Below are 17,741 nucleotides of genomic sequence, written 5' to 3' on the forward strand. Positions count from 1 at the left end.
ACGTGATCAGCGTGGATGGCTGCGAATCTCTTGGCCGACGGACGGCCCCAACAACGGCGTAGGCCCTCGGGATTCGCCACCAGGCGGGATCAGGTATGCGTGGGGCAAGAGGCCCACCCCACCGCCAAGTCCCAGGTGTCGTAGCGATCACGGCCCCTCTTCCCTCGCCACCACGGCTGATCGGCACTGTTCTTGCGGCCGTACGGCCCGTCACTGCGATCTTCGTCCTGCGCCGCGTGCCGCCACGGCCGGTGCGCTGCCCGAGGTGCGGCCTTCTCGGCTGTCTGCGCGCTCCCGGAAGCCGCACCGCCGGGGTGCGGAGCAGTTCCTCGCGGCCGCCGTACTGATCGTCGCCGGTACTCAGCCCCGTTGCCCTACCAATGGGGGAACCTCAACACCCGAGGGATCAAGTGGTACGCCTCCACCAGCTCGCGCCGCCGGAAGGCAGTGGCCAGGACAGCGGTCACCACGAGGCGCCCACCACCCAGCCGAACCGAGCCGCGCGACGGTGCCCGGTGCCGCCCTGTCGCCGGTTCCCGCTCGGGCTGATCTTGCTCCAGGGAAGCGCTCCGAGGTACAGAGGTACATCCGAGCTGCTGAACCTCTTCCGTTGTCATCCGACGGTGTAGGGGCGCATCATTTCGTTGTCTTCGTGTTCGAGCATGTGACAGTGCCAGACATACCGGCCTGCCCGGTCGAACGTCGCCTTCAGCCTCGTCACGGCACCCGGGTAGGCGACTGCTGTGTCCTTGAACCCGTTCTCCCACGGCTCGGCAGGCCGGGCCGCACGGCCGGCCTGTTGCCGGTCGAGAACTTGGAACTGGACTTCGTGGACGTGGATCGGGTGTGCGTCCTTCGTGAAGTTGTGAATCTCCCAGATCTCGGTCGCGCCCAGGGCCGGATTCTCCGTAACGGGGTCGTCCCAGCGCATGGGCGCCGGGGCCCCGTTCCGGTCCAGGGTACCGAGCAGCATTTGCCGGGGTCCGACATGTGGCAGCGATGCGGAATTCTGTTCACTGAGGGAAAGACGTCGGATACGGCTCGCCTTGCCCAACGGTTCGAACGGCGGAAGAGACAGCTGGGACGGTGGCACGGTCGTGTCCGGTGAGGTGAGTGCTTCGATGACGAACTTCATGACTTGCCCGGTGGTGGCAGGGTCCGCCGGGGAGTAGTCCGTACCTGCCTTCCCGCCCTGGAATGCTTTGTCGGGGCCCTCGTTGATCAGATACAGCTCGGTCCCGACCGTTACGGATGCGAAGTCGACGATTACGTCGGCGCGCTCGGCGGGAGCGATGAGCACCTGGTCGCGCCATACGGGCGTGGGAAGGAAGCCCCCCTCGCTGCCGATCTGGCAGAAGGGGAGGGCGGGCGTCACGGGGCGGTCGGCGAGTGGGCGGGTGACGATCTTGAGGATCAGGTACCGCGAGTTGCATCCGTTGAGAAGCCTGAAGCGGTAGCGGCGCGGTTCGACTTGAAGGACCGGCCAGGTGCTCCCGTTGATCACCATCGTGTTCCCGAAGAACTCAGGGTTCCAGATCGGGGAGATGTCGCTGTCCGGGATGTAGGGGCCCTTGAATCCATCGAAGGCAGTGCGTCCGGCCGGATAGAACAAGCTGCCGTCGGCGTGGAATGAGCGGTCCTGGATGGCGAGAGGGATCTCGTAGTACTTCCGGCCGGGCGAATCACCAGCTCTGGGCGCGGGACCGGGCAATGCCCCGACAGGAAGGTCCGCGGGTCCTCCCCGCAGAAGGTAGAACCCTGCCAGTCCGGCGTAGACATTCAGCCGTGTGACGCCCAGGGCGTGATCGTGGAACCAGAAGGTCGAGGGCCTCTCCGCGTTGGCGTACTGGAACACGGCGTCCCCCCGGCCCCAGGCATCGCCGAACCGGTCCTCGAACTTCTCCTTGAACTCCTTGTAGAACGAGCCGACTTCCGCGTATCCCGCAGGAAGGTCAAGCGCGCCGGGAAGGTACCAGGCTTCGGTGTAGCCGTCGCTCTCCTCCGAGTTCTTCCCGCCATGCAGGTGCGGCACGATCGGCACCGGGCCCGTGTACGGCCCTGGCGTCGAGCGGAATCGGGGACGTGAGTCCCGGGCCGGTGTTCCGCCCGGAGGGTTCGCCCAGTGCAGTGTGGGGTCGACCGGCAGCAGGTGCGGCAGGTAACGGCCTTTGCGGTCGAGCAGCTGGTTCTTCCACCTCACACGGACAGGCGTTCCGGCACGGGCCTCGATGGTGAACGCGGGGTAGTGGAAGCTACGCGTATGCAGGGTTGATCCGTACCCCCACACGGTCGTCGCCGGCAGGCCGGCGGGCAGCACTTGCTGCCGGAACTGTCGCACGCCGATCTCGTAGCGGTCGATGTGATCAGCGACGCCGCCCCCGGCCCGCGGCATGACGGGCGGGACGACCAACGGCGTAATGTATTTGTCTACTTTTCCCGGATCCAGAATGCCCTTGCTGCTGGGCTCGAGGAGGCGCGGAGTCGCGTAGGCCGCCGGAAGGAGCGCGAGCGTTCCGCCGAACGCCGCCTGCACGACACGCCGTCTCGTGACCACGTACATCCTCCACCGATTGCGGACACCATCAAATGTCGCAGCTTGCAGAACCTCGCGGTCCGGGCAGCGCTCCATGGGACGTATCCGGCGACCAGCGCGTAACCGTCGTCCGAGTACCGGGCTCGGACCCGCGCGTGCCGGACCTCCAGAGGCTGCCCTTGGCGAGGTTCTTTGATTTCTTCTGTGTGCATTTAAGTCGCTATGGATGCCGGGTTCGTGTCAGGAGCGAGGGAGCACGCCTCCTGTCACCCCATTGGTTCGGAGCCGATGACAGGCAATCAGCTGACTGGATCCGAAAAGATCCTCTTCAGCCGGCCACGGCCTGATTCGCAAGGCACAGGGACGGCGCTGTCAGTTGACTGGCCCGTGGTTTGATCGCCGGGTTGATCAGGTCAGGGAAGCCGTCTGTGGCGGGTGCGCCGCCGTCGCACAAGGGGCACCGACACCCGGTCGAGGTCATCTCGTACCGCGTGTGGCTGTACTTCCGGTTCCCGCTGAGCTTCCGTGAGGTGGAGGAGCGCATGCTCCAGCGCGGCAGGACCGTCTCCCACAAGACCGTACGCCGTTGGTGTCTGAAGTTCGGCCAGGCGCCGGCGCGCTACGCCGCCGACAGCCCCGCCCCGGGCGCGCAGGCTGGAGGAGGCCGCGCTGCCCCAGGTCGGCGGAATCGTCGCTGCCGCACGCCGCGCGGTCGGCGACCCCACGCCGACCGGTCCCGGCGAGGCGGAACAACAGCCGGCCACCGGGAGGGCGGGCTGAGATGACCGAGTTCACCATGCCCTCGCTCGGCGCGGACATGAACGAAGGCGTGCTCCAGGAGTGGCTCGTGAGCCCCGGCGACCGGGTCCGGAAGGGCGATGCCGTGGCGGTCGTGGAGACCGACAAGGCGGCCATCGAGGTCGAGTGCTTCGCATCCGGCACCGTGGGACGCCTGCTCGTCCCGCCAGGAACTCGCGTACCCATGGGGACACCGCTCGCCGTGATCGAAGGCGGAGGCACGCCCGCAAAGCAGGACTCCCCCGCAGCCGCCGAAGTGGCGGCAGACGAGTCGGGCTGTACGACCAGTTCTGTGCGGCCTACGGGTACGACGTGACGGCGTGGGAAAGCTGCCCCGTCCTCGCGGGTACCCGAAAGCTGCGGATGGCGACGTGCGCGGCCCAGCATGCGGCCAGCAACGAAGAGTGGATCAGTCAAGCACAGGACCGGATCGACTGCGTGCGCGGTCGATCCGGTCCGTGGTCGTGGTCGTGGAATCCTCTGATCGGCTGCCGTCGCCGTCAGACGGCCCCGCGCGTGGCTCAGGCCTTCGCGACAACTGCTCGGGCAGGGCCGCCGTGCTGCGGGAATCGCGGACACCGCTCAGTCACGACAATGCTGCGCTCATGTCACGCCACCAAGGACCAGCAGGCTCCTCCCTCTGAGAATGGTCCCGCTGACAGAGTTGGACCACCAGTGGGCGCTGCGCCGACCGGTGGCTGTCGACCACGACGAGGTGCTGGCTGGTACGGAGCGCGAACTCCCGCCCGACCGGACCTACTTCTACCCCCGCCGGGCCACCATGGCCGCCGAACGCACACATGTGGCGGCTCTGAACGGGGTCGGGGTGGTCCAGGCCGAGGACCCAAGCCTGGTCAACCGCCAGCCGCTCCATCAATCGCGCCGCAGCCGACGGATCCAGATCGCGCTCGGTCTCCCGCACCCGGGTATAGCGAAGAGTCAGCTCCTCATAGGTCGGCGGGACCTCCCCGGCCCGCTGCGGATCCAAGTCGGGGAAGCGGTGACGGGGAAGCAGCAGGGTCGCAGGAGTGAGCCAAGAGGTCTCGGTTGGCCACTGCCCGGGCGGGCTCCAAGACGCGGTGATGGCTGACGTCTCTGAGCCCTCTTCGGCCTGTCCTTCACCTTCGCCCTGGTGCTCCGTGTAGCTGTAACCAGGAAGCGGAAAGATGAGGTCGGCTTCTGGAATCGAGAGGCTCTGACGCATCAACAGGCGCGCTGAGTGACGGGTGATGACAACGAGACGATCCCGCTCCTCACCACCCTTGAACGGGGGACCAGGGGACCGTGCGCCATGACCTGCCGGGCCCGGTTGCCGGGGGGCGGACGCGGTGATCTACTCGAAGGAGTAGGTGCATTGGAGCAGCTGGGCCTGGTAACCCATGGAGCATGGCGCAGAAGGCCGCCTTTTGACGTGCACCGGGAGGGCCGGGACGCATCGTCGAAGGCCCTGGCTTCCTCAGCTCACGTGGTGGCAACAAGCGCGCTGTCCAGCCATATGAGAGGAATGCGGTAATGGCGTCCTCAGCTACCGGCAACCGTCCCATACGACGCCTGCGGCACGATCTCGCCGAGGCGGCAACGGATATCGGCCAGGCGGCGGCCGCCACCGGAAAGGCCACCGCGGCTGCCGTACGTCACACGGGGGCGACCATTGACCGCGCCAGGAAGATGACGCGGGCCCTGCCTGTGGCATGGCACTCGGTAAAGCCGTCGCTGACCGGCCGGATGGACGACTGGCGGCGCGAGTACGCGTACACACTCGGGGAACAGGCCTTCGTCTACGGCTTCCCATACATCTACAACGCCGTGCTTCGCCACCGCTGGGTGACCCAGAAGCCCAAGACGGAAACGACGCCCTACGCGCCCGTCAACCACTTCTGGCATGCGAGCAGGCTCTGGGACGCCTCGGACCGGGAGGGCGTGTCCCCCAACAACGACACGCTGTACTCCTGGGCGTGGGTGGACCTGCGCGAGGAGCCCCTCATTCTCTCGCACCCGGACATGAGCGACCGCTACTTCACCTTCGAACTGGTCGCCTTCACTTCCGACAACTACGACTACGTGGGCATGCGGGCGACGGGGTCGGAGGCCGGCGACTTCGCCCTCATCGGCCCGGACTGGACCGGGGACCTCCCGCAGGGTGTGCGCCGCACGGCGACCGCCCCCACTCCGTGGGTCCTGGTGGTCGGGCGGACCCTCGTGGAGGGTGTGGACGACCTACCGACCGTCCACGCGCTGCAGCAGCAGTACCAGTTGACGCCGCTCCACCTGTTCGGTGAGGAGGGCGTCACGCTCCCGGAACGCCGCGACGTACCGGTACCGGTCGACCCCGCCCAGGATCCGCTCGGGCCGTGGAAGACGCTCAACGCGGCGCTGGCCGAGAACCCTCTGCCGAAGCACCACGATGTCCTGCTCCGGCAGTTCGCGGAGATCGGCGTCGGCCCGGGGATGGACGTCGAGGCACAACCGGAGCCGGTGAAGGAGAGCCTGATCCGGGCCGCCGCCACCGCCGTGCCCATGCTTGAACAGCAGCTGCTCAGTGGCCAGTGGGGCGAGCTCATCAACGGCTGGCGGTACCCTCCCCCGCAGATCGGGCACTTCGGGGACGACTTCCTCAGGAGGGCCGCGGAGCAGTCCCTGGTGGGCGTCGCCATCAACGATCCCGAGGAAGCGGTCTACCTGGCAGCCTTCACCGACAGCGCTGACGAAACACTGACCACCGGCCGTTACGAGCTCCGCTACGAGGCGGGGACGCTGCCTCCGGTCGACGCGTTCTGGTCGCTGACCGTATACGACGAGGACCGGAACCTGATCCCTAATCCGATCGACCGGTACTCCATCGGAGATCGCACCCAGGGGCTGGTCAGAGAGGCCGACGGCGGCCTGACCCTCTACCTGCAACCGGACTCACCGGGGCCGGGCAGGGACTCCAACTGGCTGCCCACGCCACAGCAGGGCATCTGGTACGTGGCACTGCGCATGTACCTCCCAAGGCCCGAGGTCATCGACGCACGGTGGCACTGCCCTCCGATCACCCGTGTCGGTTGACGGGAGGCAGGTCACCCAGCTGCCTTCGCAGCCTGGGGCGGTGAATTCCACCGGTATGGCCATCACCGTCGCTCTCTCGCCACTGCGCGTCCTGTTTGTCGGAGAGCCTGAGGTCCACGTCATGTGCGCTGCCCGGCGCGCAGGGGCCGCAGCCTGAGCGTGCCGTCGGGCCCGCCGTCGACACGGGTGCCGAACTCCCGGCTGTGCCTGTCGAGGACGGCGCGGAGCCACTCGGTGTCCTCGGGTGAGGCGTGTTCCAGCCGCATCCTGCGTGCCTGCAGGGGCACCATCCGCGCGTCGACCAGTCGGCCGGTGTCCGCCTCCACCGAGACCAGGTACAGCACCCGCAGGTCGTCCCGGTAGCTCTCGTATCCGCCGATACCCTCATAGTCGTCGACGAGGTCGCCGCAGCCGTACAGGATGAGCCTGTCCCCGTAGCCCCCACCACCAGGCCGGCACCGAGCCACCACACCGGGCCCGGCCGCACGAGACGGCCTGCCTCCCCGCCTTCGTGACCGGCTGCTGCGGATTCCGGCCGCTCATACACCGGTTGTCACCGCCGAGCGGTAGCACCGCGTCAGGGCCGGACGGTGTCGAGGCGCCCAGGGAGGGATGCTTTCCACGGCACTCCTCCGACCAGAATTCACTGTCTGCGTCAGCACATCATCAAGGCATACCGACGTTGCGGCAGGCGCGCTCCTCCTCGTGGCGGGCCTGCGCTATGTGACGGTACCGCCGGGCTGTGGGACCCGCCGACGATGACGACCCCGATCGGTACACCGGCCACGAATTCCAGATGGCGCCACCACTGCTGCCCCAAACCAATACGCACCGCAACGCAGCGATCGACGGCTGCATCCACGTGTTCACCGCGACGGCGTTGCCGACGCACTTTTTTTGAGCAGCAGGGAGACCTTCTTCCTCTCCCCCTCCGGCTTCCCCCACGGAAGCTGCCTTGACCGCCCGGTGCAACGACATCGACGGTCAGCCCGCCCCCGCACCAACCCGGCGAGTGCCCGATCCAGCGCCTGGAAGCACCCACCCGGACAACAACCCGCAGCGGTCCGCCTTCCCGGCACACTGAGGTCGGGGCTCTGAACACCGAATACATGGTGGGCTGGGCGGGGCCAGCATGCGGGTGACCTCGCGCTGCCTCAGCATGGGAAGCAAGTCGTCTCCCTGTGCGCGGAGGTGGGCGCGATGACGCAAGGCCATGTCCAGCAGACGGCACGCCGAGCCCGGATGGGCCCGACCGCCCGGGTACCACGATGAGCGCCCGCGCAACGCCGACCCCCACTCCTGCCAGGAAGACCGGCAGTGAAAGGGGCTCGCTGAGTAAAGCCGCCGGGCCGTCAGTACTCACCCTGACGATCAACCCCACCGTCGATCTCGCCTGGGAGGTCGGGCACCTGATGGGCATCGGCAAGAACCGTGCCTGGGTGAGGTCGGTGGCTGCCGGGGGCGGAGGGATCAACGTGGCCCGTGGTGTGGTGCTGCTCGCAGGACGGGCCACTGCCGTCCACACCGCCGGAGGCGAGGTCGGCCTGCGTCTGAACCGGCTGCTGGACGAAGAAGGCGTCGACCATGTCGCCGTCGACATCGAGGAAGAGACCCGCGAAGCACTCGTGCTGTTCGAGACCGAATCGCGTCACAGCTACCACATCGTGCCGCCCGGCCCGCGACTGCGCGAAGACGAGGGGCTGCGGTGCCTCGACGCACTGGAGCGGGCCGCCGGCCATTGCCCGTACGTCGTGGCCAGCGGCAGCTTGCCCGGCGGCTTGCCCGCCGCCTTCTACGCCATCGTCGCCCGCCGTATCAAGGAAGCCGGATCCCGGCTGATCCTGGACACCTCCGGGCCGGCGCTCAACGGAGCACTCACGGAAGGCGTCTACCTCCTCAGGTGCAACCGGACAGAGGCCGCGAGCCTGACCGGCCGGGACATCCTCAGTTTCGACGACGCCCGAGGCGTCAACGAGCACCTGCTCACCACAGGAGCCGCCCAAGTCGCCGTCACCACGGTGGGAGCGCTGGGCGCGGTGTGCTCGACCGGCCACGGCCACACCGAACTGCACGCGCCACCGCTGCCCGGCGAGCCGTTGAGCGATGCCGGCGCGGGAGACGGCATGGTGGCCGCCATCGCCGCACGGCTGACCGCCGGCGACGACCCCGTCAGCGCCTGCGCCCTGGGGGTGGCCGTGGCCGCCGCAGCGATGCTCACCCCCAGCACCGAGCCCTTCGCCCCGGAAGTGGCCCAATCGCTCCGCCCCAAGGTGAAGAGCAAGTTCCAGGCCCATGGATGAGAACTCGCGTGCTTTGAGTGCCGTGCCGGCCCGCAGTCGTCCCCGGCGCCCCGCGCCTTCCCGCCACGCGCGTACCAGCTGGCCACCGCCTTCGTCAGCGCCGTGACTATCCCGAGTAGCAGGGCAACTGGTGGTATCGGCAGCAGAGTCACCGGCCCGACGGACAGGCGGCGCGAAACACGGCACCGAGTCCCCGGTCGATATTCCAGCCGTGGATCTTGATCTTCACCGCCGGGTGGCTGCGGTAATGGCGTGCGCGGGCTTGGTGTCGGCGGCGCCGGCGTGACCAGCGCAGTCGGTGCCTGAGGTCGTGGATCGGACTGGTTGTTGTGGCGGACTGGATCCCGTTGCGGGTGGGATCAGGCCGTCGCGGAGCGGGCCGACCACGGCGTTCGGTGGCTGAAGCAGCGGTGACCGGCTTCACCGCCCGCGGCTACCAGGGTTGCCGACTACCGAGGACACCGCACGGTACTCACCACTCCGGACCGGTTCAGTTGCGCCCACGGTGGGTCCACAACGGTTCCACGACGGCCCACTCGCTCTCCCAGTCGTCCAGGGTGGCGGCCTCGGTGCGCCGCAGGCGCAGGCCGCTTCCGCGCTCGCCACCTCGATCGGAATGGCGTGCCGACCGAAAGCCGTACGCCACATCGGGAAGCGGGGAAGATCGCCGAGCAGTCCCTGACGTCGGCGAACTCGGGGAAGAAGCTGCGACGGGCATTCCATGTCGGTCGGCATGTAACGTTCGCTCCTTGCGACGTGGATCGACTTGTCACCCCACTCTGGCGCCCGTCGGCGTGCTCCCCGAGTGCCGGACGGGCCCGGAAAGGGGCCGAACGGGGCACGGCTTCCAGGGACCTACCGAGCCCTCCGGCGCACAGCCACGACGCCGCAGCGCTCCCGAATCGGATCCCGTCGCGGCCCGCATGCGCGGCCGGACGATCTGGGGTACTCCTCGAATGGGAGGAAGAGGCGTGCTTCGGTGCTCAGACGCCGACGCCCGTGTGCTCCTCCCCGCGGCGTCGTTCGATCGGAGGCAGTTGCCATGGAGCCAGTCGTTATGGTCGGCCTGGACGGCTCGCCCCAAAGCATGGCGGCCGCTCATTGGGCGGCCGACGAGGCCGAGCGGCGCAGGGTCACGCTGCGTCTGACGCACGCCTGGCCCATGCTCGCGCCCGAGCCGGTCCGCGCCGCGTCGGAGATCGATCAGAACTACTGGGCGAAGCGGCTTGTGCACAAGGCGCAGGCGGAACTCCAGGCCCGCCACCCGGGCCTCCTGATCGTCGGCAACCTGGTCGCCGACGACGCGCAGGACGCGCTGGTGAAGGCGGCATCGGAGGCCGAACTGACCGTGCTGGGTTCGCGCGGCCTGACCTCCGCCGAGAGCTACTTTCTCGGCTCCGTCAGCATGGCCGTCGTGGCACGGGCCACGCGGCCCGTGGTCCTGGTCCGTCCCGAGCCCCGAGAAAAGCGCACCTCGCCCGCCCCCGGCGGCGTTGTGGTCGCGCTGAAACTGCACGGCCCCTGTGACGACCTCCTCGCCTTCACCTTCGAGGCCGCCGCAAGCCGCGGCGTGCCTCTCCAGGTCGTGCACGGCCGAAGTCTGCCGCTCCATGCGTACACTCCGTGGGGCGTGGACCACGACATCGTCAAGGAGATCACGGAGGATGCGCAAAAGCAGCTGGATCAGGTCCTGCGCCCCTGGCGCGAGAAGTTCCCCGGCGTGGAGCCGGTCGGTGCCATCCGGCTCGAAAGCCCGGCCGAGGCCGTCGTGGGCGCCGCCGAAGGGGCCGAGCTGCTGGTCGTCGGCCGGCGCAAGCACCGCCCCCCGCTCGCACCACACCTCGGTCCCGTGGCCCATGCCGCCCTGCACCACGCGCGTTGTCCTGTCGCCGTCGTCCCTCATGACTGAGCCGACCCCGTTGAACGAGCTGATCGCGACGGTGCGCCAGGAGCACACTGCCACGCTCCGGCCGGGCGCCGCCTTTGACACCGGTGCGCCTCCGCGGTCGGGGGTGCGCGAGACCCACACCGCGGTCGTGTTCTTCGTCGGCGATCGCGCCTACAAACTCAAGAAGCCGGTCGACCTGACGTTCCTGAACTACAGCACCGTGGAGGCGCGGCGGATCGCGTGCGAGCGGGAGGTCGCTCTCAACCGCCGCTTCGCCCCGGACGTCTACCTGAGTGTGGGCGAGATCCGCGTCCCGGGCGCGGAGGCGCCCGAGCCTCTCGTGGCCATGCGCCGCATGCCGGCCGAGCGCCGCCTGTCCAGGCTCGTACGAGACGGCGCGGTCGTCGACGATGCCCTGCGGGCCGTCGCCCGACTGCTCGCGACCCACCACGCGAGCGCACCCCGCACGCCCGACATTGAGGCGCAGGGCACCCGGGACGCCCTGTCGTCGCGCTGGGAGGCAAGCTTCACGCAGGTGCGTGAGATGGCCGTGGAAGGCCGCGTTCCGGAGGGCCTGGAGGAGGTCGAGCGGCTGGTCCGCCGCTATCTCGCCGGCCGTGAGCGGTTGTTCGAGACGCGCCTCGAGCAGGGCCGGATCGTCGACGGGCACGGCGATCTGCTCGCCGAGGACATCTTCTGCCTCGACGACGGCCCCCGCGTCCTGGACTGTCTGGAGTTCGACGACCGCCTGCGCTCTGTCGACGGCCTCGACGACGCCGCCTTCCTCGCCATGGACCTGGAACAGCTCGACGCCCCCGATCTGGCGGCGTTCTTCCTCGCCCGGTACACCGAGTATTCCGGCGACCCCGCGCCGCCGTCCCTGAGGCACCACTACGTCGCCTACCGCGCCTTCGTCCGTGCCAAGGTCTCCCTGATCCAGGCCCGCCAAGGCGCGCGCGACGCCGACCTCACCGCACGGCGGCTGATCACCTCGACCCTGCGGCACCTGCGCGCCTCCGCCGTCGGCCTGATCCTCGTAGGAGGACTCCCCGGCAGCGGGAAGTCCACGCTCTCCGGAGCACTGGCCGACCGTCTGGGCGTCACACTGCTCAGCAGCGACCGTCTGCGCAAGGAACTCGCCGGGGTCCCGGCGGACCGGCCCGCTTCCGCACCGTACGGCGAGGGCCTGTACACGCCCGAGTGGACCGCCACGACCTACGCCGCCCTGCTGGAACGCGCTGCCACGCTGCTGACCCGCGGCGAGTCCGTCATCCTGGACGCCACCTGGTCGAACGCCGGACAGCGCGAGGCCGCCCACCGCGTGGCCGAACGCACCAGCGCCGACCTCGTGGCCCTGCACTGCCGGATCCCAGACGAGATGAAGGCGGACCGCCTGGAAGACCGCGCCGCCGGCCCCTCCGATGCCGACCTCGATGTGGCGCTCGCCATGGCGGAGCGGGAGCCGCCGTGGGCGGAAGCCGTCACGATCAACACCAGTGGCCCCCTGGAGGCCGCCGTCTCCCAGGCGCTGGCAGCCGTGCGTCCGCACGACACCGGCCCCCTGGTCTTCCGCCGCCCCTATATGGAGCCGGACTAGCAGCGGAAGACACCACTGCGACCGAGCCCACAGCACGACTCACCCCCCCCCACGACCGGAAGAGCCCATCCCTCGTTACCCCGCGAAAGGAGACGACATGTCGGAGAGCATCGCCCCGAACGAGCACGAGAGGCTGCGCATCCTGGAGTCCCAGGTGCAGATCCTGGCCCAGGCCGTCAGAGCGCTGGCCGAAGGACTGGAGGAAATCCCTTCAGAGGACACCGAGATGGGGAAGCAGGCAGCTCGCGGCGCCCGACTGGCACACGAACTGCTGCTGTCCCAGGGGCTGTAGGAGCCCGACGATGAAGGTCTCCGAAGCGATGAGCCATCCGGCGGTGTCCGTGCCGACCGGAACACCGCTGGGGCAAGTCGCTCGCGAGATGGCCGAATACGGGATCGGATCCGTGATGCTCACCGAAGGTGAGATCCTCCGCTGACGCACACGAGGTGGCCGATTCGCTGATGACGTTCACGTGCCCTACCGGCACTTCCGCAGGTCCGGGGTCCGTCGCCTGCCCGTCCTCGACGATCATCGGGTCGTGGGCGTCTTGACCGTGGACGAGCACTCATCGACGTCTTCCAGCGTTTGGCCGACCTGCTCGGCCCGGTCGCCTGGAGCGTCCTCGAGGAACGACCCGGGCCGCCCTCGGGGGACACGGGTTTGCGCGGGGCCTGACCACACCTGTCGGTGCCGCCTGGCGGACCTCCTGTCCGTCATCCCTTGACGACCCCGAGCGGTACCAGGCGGGCGACCAGCGTGGCGAGCCCCGCGCCCTCCGTGGCGGCGGCCACGGCGTCGACGTCCTTGTAGGCGTCGGGCGCCTCCTCGGCGAGCGCCCGCCAGGACTTCGGCCGGACCGCGATGCCGTGGGACTCCAGCTCGTCGTGCAGTTCCTCGCCGCGGACCCGGCGCAGCGCCTGGTGGCGGCTCCAGACGCGTCCGGCGCCGTGGGCAGAGGACCAGAAGGCGTCGTTGCCGACAGCGCCGGCCATGACGTACGAGGCCGTGCCCATGGTGCCAGGGACCAGGACCGGCTGCCCGGCCTCCGCGAGGTCGTCCGGTAGGTCCGGGTGTCCGGGCGGCAGAGCCCGGGTGGCGCCCTTGCGGTGGACGCACAGCCGGCGCCGTACGCCGTCCACGTAGTGGGTCTCGATCTTCGCCATGTTGTGAGAGACGTCGTAGACGAGGTCCAGACTCACCCCGGCGGCGACGGTGAAGGCATGGCGCGCGGCTTCGGTGAGCACCTGCCGGTTGGCGCGGCCGTAGTTGGCGGCCGCCGCCATCGCCCCGAGGTAGGCGCGGCCAGGGGTGGAGACGACGGGGGCGCAGGCCAGCTGCCGGTCCGGCAGCCGGATGCCGAAAGAGCCCAACGACTGGTCCATGCCACGGACGTGGTCGCTGCACACCTGGTGCCCCAGGCCGCGCGAACCGCAGTGGATCATGACGCACACCTGGCCGGCGTGCAGACCGAAGGCGGTCGCGACCGGCTCGTCGTACACCCGTTCCACCGCCTGCACCTCCAGGAAATGATTGGCCGACCCAAGGCTCCCCACCTGCTGGAGCCCCCGGTCCACGGCCCGTTGGCCGACCTGCGACGGATCGGCACCCGCCAGCGTCCCGCGGTCCTCGCAGCGTTCCAGGTCTCGGGGCACACCCCGGCCGTGCTCGACAGCGTAGGAGCCGCCGGCAACCATGAGCTCCTCCAACTGCGGCTGTCCGGACAGTTTCCACAGCCCGCCCGGGCCCAGGCCCCGCGGGACCGTGTCGCCGAGGATGTCCATCAGGCGCCGCGTCCGGGGAGCCAGCGCGCCGCGGTCGATGTCGGCGGCGAGCAGCCGAACGCCGCAGGAGATGTCGAACCCCACTCCGCCGGGCGAGATCACCCCACCGGCGTCGATGTCCGTGGCCGCCACGCCGCCGATGGGAAACCCATATCCCCAGTGCACGTCGGGCATGGCGTACGAGGCGCGGACGATGCCGGGCAGCGTGGCCACGTTCGCGACCTGCTCCAGTGCCTTGTCCCCGGCCGCCCGCGGCAGCAGCACCCGCGTCGCGAAGACGACGCCAGGAACGCGCATCGGGTCCCGCCGCTCAACGCGGAACCGGACCGGGGTCTCCTCCACCAGGTTGATGTCCATGCCCGTCGTCCCTTCCCGGGCCCGTGACTTCCAGTAGACACTCGGCGTCACGGCTTCGCCCACCGGAGAGCGCGGCAAGCGCGGCGTGCCCCCGGTTCATAAACTGGAAGGCGTGGTCCGGCCCAACGAGGAGGCCGAAGCGCTCCTTCAGGAGTACGCGGACCTCATCGCCATCACCGGAGGCGAGGCGTTCAAGGCGCGCGCCTACGAGAAGGCGGCCCGCGCGATCGGCGGCCACCCCGCCGACGTGTCCCGCCTCGACGCCGCGGGCCTGCGGGAGATCCCGGGCGTCGGCAGGTCGATCGCCGACAAGGTCGTCGAGTACTTCCGCAGCGGCAAGGTCGCGGTGGTCGAGGAGCGGCGGGCGCGGATCCCGGCCGGGGTGCGGCAGCTCATGAGCATCCCCACCCTGGGCCCCCGGAAGGCGATGACGCTCTACAAGGATCTGCACATCTCCTCGGTGGACGAGCTGGCCGACGCCATCAGGGCGGAGAAACTGCGTGATCTGTGCGGGTTCGGGGAGAAGACCGAGGCGAACATCCTGCACGGCATCGCCCTCCTGCGGCAGGCGGGCGGGCGCATCCTGCTAAGCGCGGCCATGGAAGCGGCCGAGGAGATCGTCACGGAGCTGTCCGGGGTGGCGGGCTGCGAGAACTGCGCGTACGCGGGATCGCTGCGCCGTATGCGGGAGACCATCGGCGACCTCGACATCCTGGTCGCCGCCAGCCGGTCGGCCCCCTTCATGGACGCGCTCACCGAGCTGCCCTCCACTGCCGAGGTCCTCGTCCACGGCGCCAAGAAGACCTCCGTCCGCACCGTCGACGGCATCCAGGTCGACCTGCGCGTGGTGCGACCGGACTCATGGGGCGCCGCCCTGCAGTACTTCACCGGCTCGAAGGCGCACAACATCCACACCCGCACGATCGCCGTCCACGCCGGGCTGAAGCTGTCCGAGTACGGGCTGTTCGACGCGGAGAGCGAAGACCTGATCGCCTCCCGGACCGAGGAGGAGGTGTACGCCCGGCTCGGCCTGCCGTGGATCCCACCCACCCTGCGCGAGGACCGCGGGGAGATCCAAGCCGGCCTGCGCGGCGAGCTGCCCGAGATGGTGACGGAGAACGACATCAGGGGCGACCTGCACACCCACACCGACCTCACCGACGGCCTCGCTCCGCTGGAGGACATGGTGACAGCGGCCGCCGCACGGGGATACGCGTACTACGCGATCACCGACCACGCGCCGGACCTGTCCATGCAGCGCATGACCGACGAGAAGGTCCTGGACCAGCGCGAGCTTGTCCGGGCTCTGGACGGCAGGCACCACCGGATGCGCCTCCTGCACGGCACCGAGCTCAACATCGGTCCGGACGGCGAGACGGACTGGCCCGACGCGTTCCTCGCCGGCTTCGACATCTGCGTGGCCTCGGTGCACTCCCACTTCGGCCTCGACCGGGCGGCGATGACCCGGCGGCTCGTCCGCGCCTGCGCGAACCCCCACGTCAATGTCATCGGCCACCCCACGACCCGGCTGCTGGGCAAGCGGCCGGGCGTCGACGCTGACTTCGACGAGGTGTTCGCCGCCTGCGCCCGCACCGGCACGGCCTTGGAGATCAATGCCCAGCCCGACCGTCTCGACCTCGGCGACGAGGACATCCTCCGCGCCAGAAGTCACGGGGTGAAGTTCGCCATCGGCACCGACGCCCACTCCATCCCGCAACTCGCGTACCTCCGCTACGGCGTCGGCACGGCGCAGCGCGGATGGCTCACCCCCGACGAAGTGATCAACACCTGGCCGCTGCGACGGCTGCGCCGGTTCCTGTGGAAGGGCCGATCCGGCTGAGGCGAGACCGCACCACTGTCCCCTGCGGGAGTCACACGTCGAGCGTCACCGAGCACGTCCAGCCGTCCGGCCCGCCGGTCATGGCCAGCCCGTGCAACGTGACGGCCTTCGGAGCGGCACCCGTCACGGGCAGCGACCTCGCGTCGGCCATCCACAGCACACCCTGTATCCCGCCGTCGACCGGAGCCAGTTCCACATCGACCGGGACCTCTCCTTCGGTGTCGAGCCGGTAGACGACCTCGTCCAGCAGCGCGACGAGCACGTCCTCATCCCGCTCCGCCCGCACCACGGCGTCCCATCGGCGGACACCGACCGCCCCTGTCAGATCCAGGAACGACGCGCAGACCCCCCGCACAGCCTGCGCCAGGCACTCCTCGCGCGTGGGAGCCCACGCCTCCACCCGCAGGTCCGCCGTATGCGGAACACCGCGATACCCACCGCGTGCGGCAACTCCGTCCACGCCTCATCTCCTTTGCGCGTCGCCTCCGGCGGTCAGGGAGCAGCCTGGCCACGGTAGCCCCGCCGAGGCGGCAACCCGGGCAACACCGTGCCGGCCTGCGGCCGACGGTCCGCTGACTCCTTCCGTACCGGGTGGCCGGCGAGGGCCGAGACGATGTCGGCAGCCGTCAGCACCCCGGCGAGACGCCCGTCCTCGGTCAGCACCGGAAGGGCGTCGGATTCGGTGTACGTCATGAGGTTGGCCGCGTGGCGTACGGTCTGCTCCACGCGGACGAGCGCCGGCCCGTGGCCCCGAAGGAGTTCGTCCACCCGCACGTCGGACAGCGAAACGGCGGGGGTCCCGCACGCGACCGCCACATCAGCCCTCTCCAGCAAGCCGGCACATCGACCGTCCGGACGTACCACAGGTAGGTGACGGGAGCCCGACCGCTGCAACAGCTCCCACGCCACGAGCACTGTTTCGCCGACATCGACCGTGACCACGGCGGGACGCATCACCGCGCCGACCGTCCGCGCCAGGATCTCCTGCTGCTCTTCCACGATCGCCTCCTCGGCGAACCGGTCGCCGTCAGCGCTGTCCGGCCGGTTCGAGGACGAAGACCGGAATCTGCCGGTCGGTCTTGAGCTGGTAGTCGGCGTAGTCGGGGAACGCCTCGACCGCGCGCCGCCACCACAGGGCCTTCTCCTCGCCGGTGGCCTCGCGGGCGTTCATGTCCTGGCGGACCGGCCCGTCCTGGAGCTCCACCCGGGGGTCGGCCACGATGTTGTGGTACCAGACGGGGTGCTTGGGGGCGCCGCCCTGCGAGGCGACCACGGCGTACGTGCCGTCGTGCTCGACCCGCATCAGCGGGGTCTTACGGATCTTCCCGCTCCTGGCCCCGCGGGTGGTGAGGATGATGACGGGCATGCCCCGCATCGTGGTTCCCTCGGTGCCGCCGGAGCTCTCGAAGAGCTCGACCTGGTCGCGGACCCACTGTTCGGGGCTCGGCTCGTACTCTCCCTGCAGAGGCATGGCATCTGTCCCATCGTCGGCTTCCGGACACCCGGGTGCCGGTGTGTCCCGCTGCTCCGGGAAACTCTCGCACCATTCCGTCCGACCGGCGTCACGGTGACTCCGTGGGGCACGGCGATGGAGTGAT

General features: G+C 69.4%; 15 protein-coding genes and 2 pseudogenes. 11 read left to right on the top strand and 6 right to left on the bottom strand.

The genetic code is table 11. The annotated features are described in order from the left end of the window. Window positions 1–613: 613 nt before the first annotated feature. Entirely contained in the window at window positions 614–2,410 is a 1,797-nt protein-coding gene (locus tag ACIRJP_RS05160) for a multicopper oxidase family protein (protein WP_404168290.1), read from the bottom strand. A 551-nt stretch (window positions 2,411–2,961) separates the two neighbouring features. Here ACIRJP_RS05160 and ACIRJP_RS05165 point away from each other — a divergent pair. The 4 genes and pseudogenes from ACIRJP_RS05165 to ACIRJP_RS05180 all read left to right on the top strand — a co-directional run. Next, window positions 2,962–3,138 (top strand): annotated as a pseudogene (locus ACIRJP_RS05165) (IS6 family transposase); the annotation flags it as partial. Window positions 3,139–3,314: 176 nt separating this feature from the next. Continuing rightward, window positions 3,315–3,647 (top strand): biotin/lipoyl-containing protein, encoded by a 333-nt coding sequence (locus ACIRJP_RS05170; protein WP_404168292.1) that lies wholly within the window; start codon window positions 3,315–3,317, stop codon window positions 3,645–3,647. 330 nt (window positions 3,648–3,977) lie between these two features. Beyond that, window positions 3,978–4,421 (top strand): hypothetical protein, encoded by a 444-nt coding sequence (locus ACIRJP_RS05175; protein ID WP_404168294.1) that lies wholly within the window; start codon window positions 3,978–3,980, stop codon window positions 4,419–4,421. A gap of 422 nt (window positions 4,422–4,843) precedes the next feature. Beyond that, the gene (locus ACIRJP_RS05180; RefSeq protein ID WP_404168296.1) at window positions 4,844–6,379 is read left to right on the top strand and encodes a DUF1254 domain-containing protein; all 1,536 of its coding nucleotides are present in this window, start codon (window positions 4,844–4,846) and stop codon (window positions 6,377–6,379) included. Window positions 6,380–6,498: 119 nt separating this feature from the next. On the opposite strand, the pseudogene ACIRJP_RS05185 reads toward ACIRJP_RS05180, so the two are convergent. Next, window positions 6,499–6,816: pseudogene (locus tag ACIRJP_RS05185) on the bottom strand (hypothetical protein); the annotation flags it as partial. A gap of 305 nt (window positions 6,817–7,121) precedes the next feature. On the opposite strand from ACIRJP_RS05185, the gene ACIRJP_RS05190 reads away from it, so the two are divergent. The 6 genes from ACIRJP_RS05190 (at window position 7,122) to ACIRJP_RS05215 (ending at window position 12,601) form a co-directional block, all read left to right on the top strand. After that, a complete protein-coding gene (locus tag ACIRJP_RS05190; protein WP_404168298.1) occupies window positions 7,122–7,280 on the top strand; it encodes a hypothetical protein in 159 nt (52 codons plus the stop codon). Between the two features lie 367 nt (window positions 7,281–7,647). After that, window positions 7,648–8,679, top strand: coding sequence for a 1-phosphofructokinase family hexose kinase (locus ACIRJP_RS05195; protein ID WP_404168300.1), 1,032 nt, complete (start codon window positions 7,648–7,650; stop codon window positions 8,677–8,679). 1,042 nt (window positions 8,680–9,721) lie between these two features. Next, the gene (locus ACIRJP_RS05200; RefSeq protein WP_404168302.1) at window positions 9,722–10,588 is read left to right on the top strand and encodes a universal stress protein; all 867 of its coding nucleotides are present in this window, start codon (window positions 9,722–9,724) and stop codon (window positions 10,586–10,588) included. Window positions 10,589–10,691: 103 nt separating this feature from the next. Beyond that, complete coding sequence (locus ACIRJP_RS05205; RefSeq protein WP_404168951.1) at window positions 10,692–12,164, top strand: AAA family ATPase; 1,473 nt, start codon at window positions 10,692–10,694, stop codon at window positions 12,162–12,164. Window positions 12,165–12,261: 97 nt separating this feature from the next. Continuing rightward, on the top strand, window positions 12,262–12,456 hold the full coding sequence (locus ACIRJP_RS05210) for a hypothetical protein (protein WP_404168304.1): 195 nt from the start codon (window positions 12,262–12,264) through the stop codon (window positions 12,454–12,456). A 10-nt stretch (window positions 12,457–12,466) separates the two neighbouring features. Next, window positions 12,467–12,601: a CBS domain-containing protein gene (locus ACIRJP_RS05215; protein ID WP_404168306.1), complete on the top strand. Its 135-nt coding sequence runs from the start codon at window positions 12,467–12,469 to the stop codon at window positions 12,599–12,601. Window positions 12,602–12,878: 277 nt separating this feature from the next. Here ACIRJP_RS05215 and ACIRJP_RS05220 read toward each other — a convergent pair whose 3' ends face one another. Beyond that, complete coding sequence (locus ACIRJP_RS05220) at window positions 12,879–14,303, bottom strand: RtcB family protein (protein WP_404168308.1); 1,425 nt, start codon at window positions 14,301–14,303, stop codon at window positions 12,879–12,881. Window positions 14,304–14,415: 112 nt separating this feature from the next. Here ACIRJP_RS05220 and polX point away from each other — a divergent pair, with 112 nt between their 5' ends. Beyond that, entirely contained in the window at window positions 14,416–16,143 is a 1,728-nt protein-coding gene (gene polX / locus ACIRJP_RS05225) for a DNA polymerase/3'-5' exonuclease PolX (RefSeq protein WP_404168310.1), read from the top strand. Between the two features lie 31 nt (window positions 16,144–16,174). Here polX and ACIRJP_RS05230 read toward each other — a convergent pair whose 3' ends face one another. The 3 genes from ACIRJP_RS05230 to ACIRJP_RS05240 are packed head-to-tail and all read right to left on the bottom strand — an operon-like array spanning window position 16,175 to window position 17,614. Further along, a complete protein-coding gene (locus ACIRJP_RS05230; RefSeq protein ID WP_404168312.1) occupies window positions 16,175–16,603 on the bottom strand; it encodes an archease in 429 nt (142 codons plus the stop codon). Between the two features lie 32 nt (window positions 16,604–16,635). Then, window positions 16,636–17,142, bottom strand: coding sequence for an HPP family protein (locus ACIRJP_RS05235; RefSeq protein WP_404168314.1), 507 nt, complete (start codon window positions 17,140–17,142; stop codon window positions 16,636–16,638). Between the two features lie 28 nt (window positions 17,143–17,170). Continuing rightward, window positions 17,171–17,614 carry a nitroreductase family deazaflavin-dependent oxidoreductase gene (locus ACIRJP_RS05240; protein WP_404168316.1) on the bottom strand — a complete coding sequence of 148 codons (444 nt, stop codon included), beginning with the start codon at window positions 17,612–17,614 and terminating at the stop codon, window positions 17,171–17,173. Window positions 17,615–17,741: the final 127 nt, after the last annotated feature.

Origin of the sequence: Streptomyces sp. NPDC102437, from assembly GCF_044765565.1 — a bacterium.
Classification (GTDB): domain Bacteria; phylum Actinomycetota; class Actinomycetes; order Streptomycetales; family Streptomycetaceae; genus Streptomyces.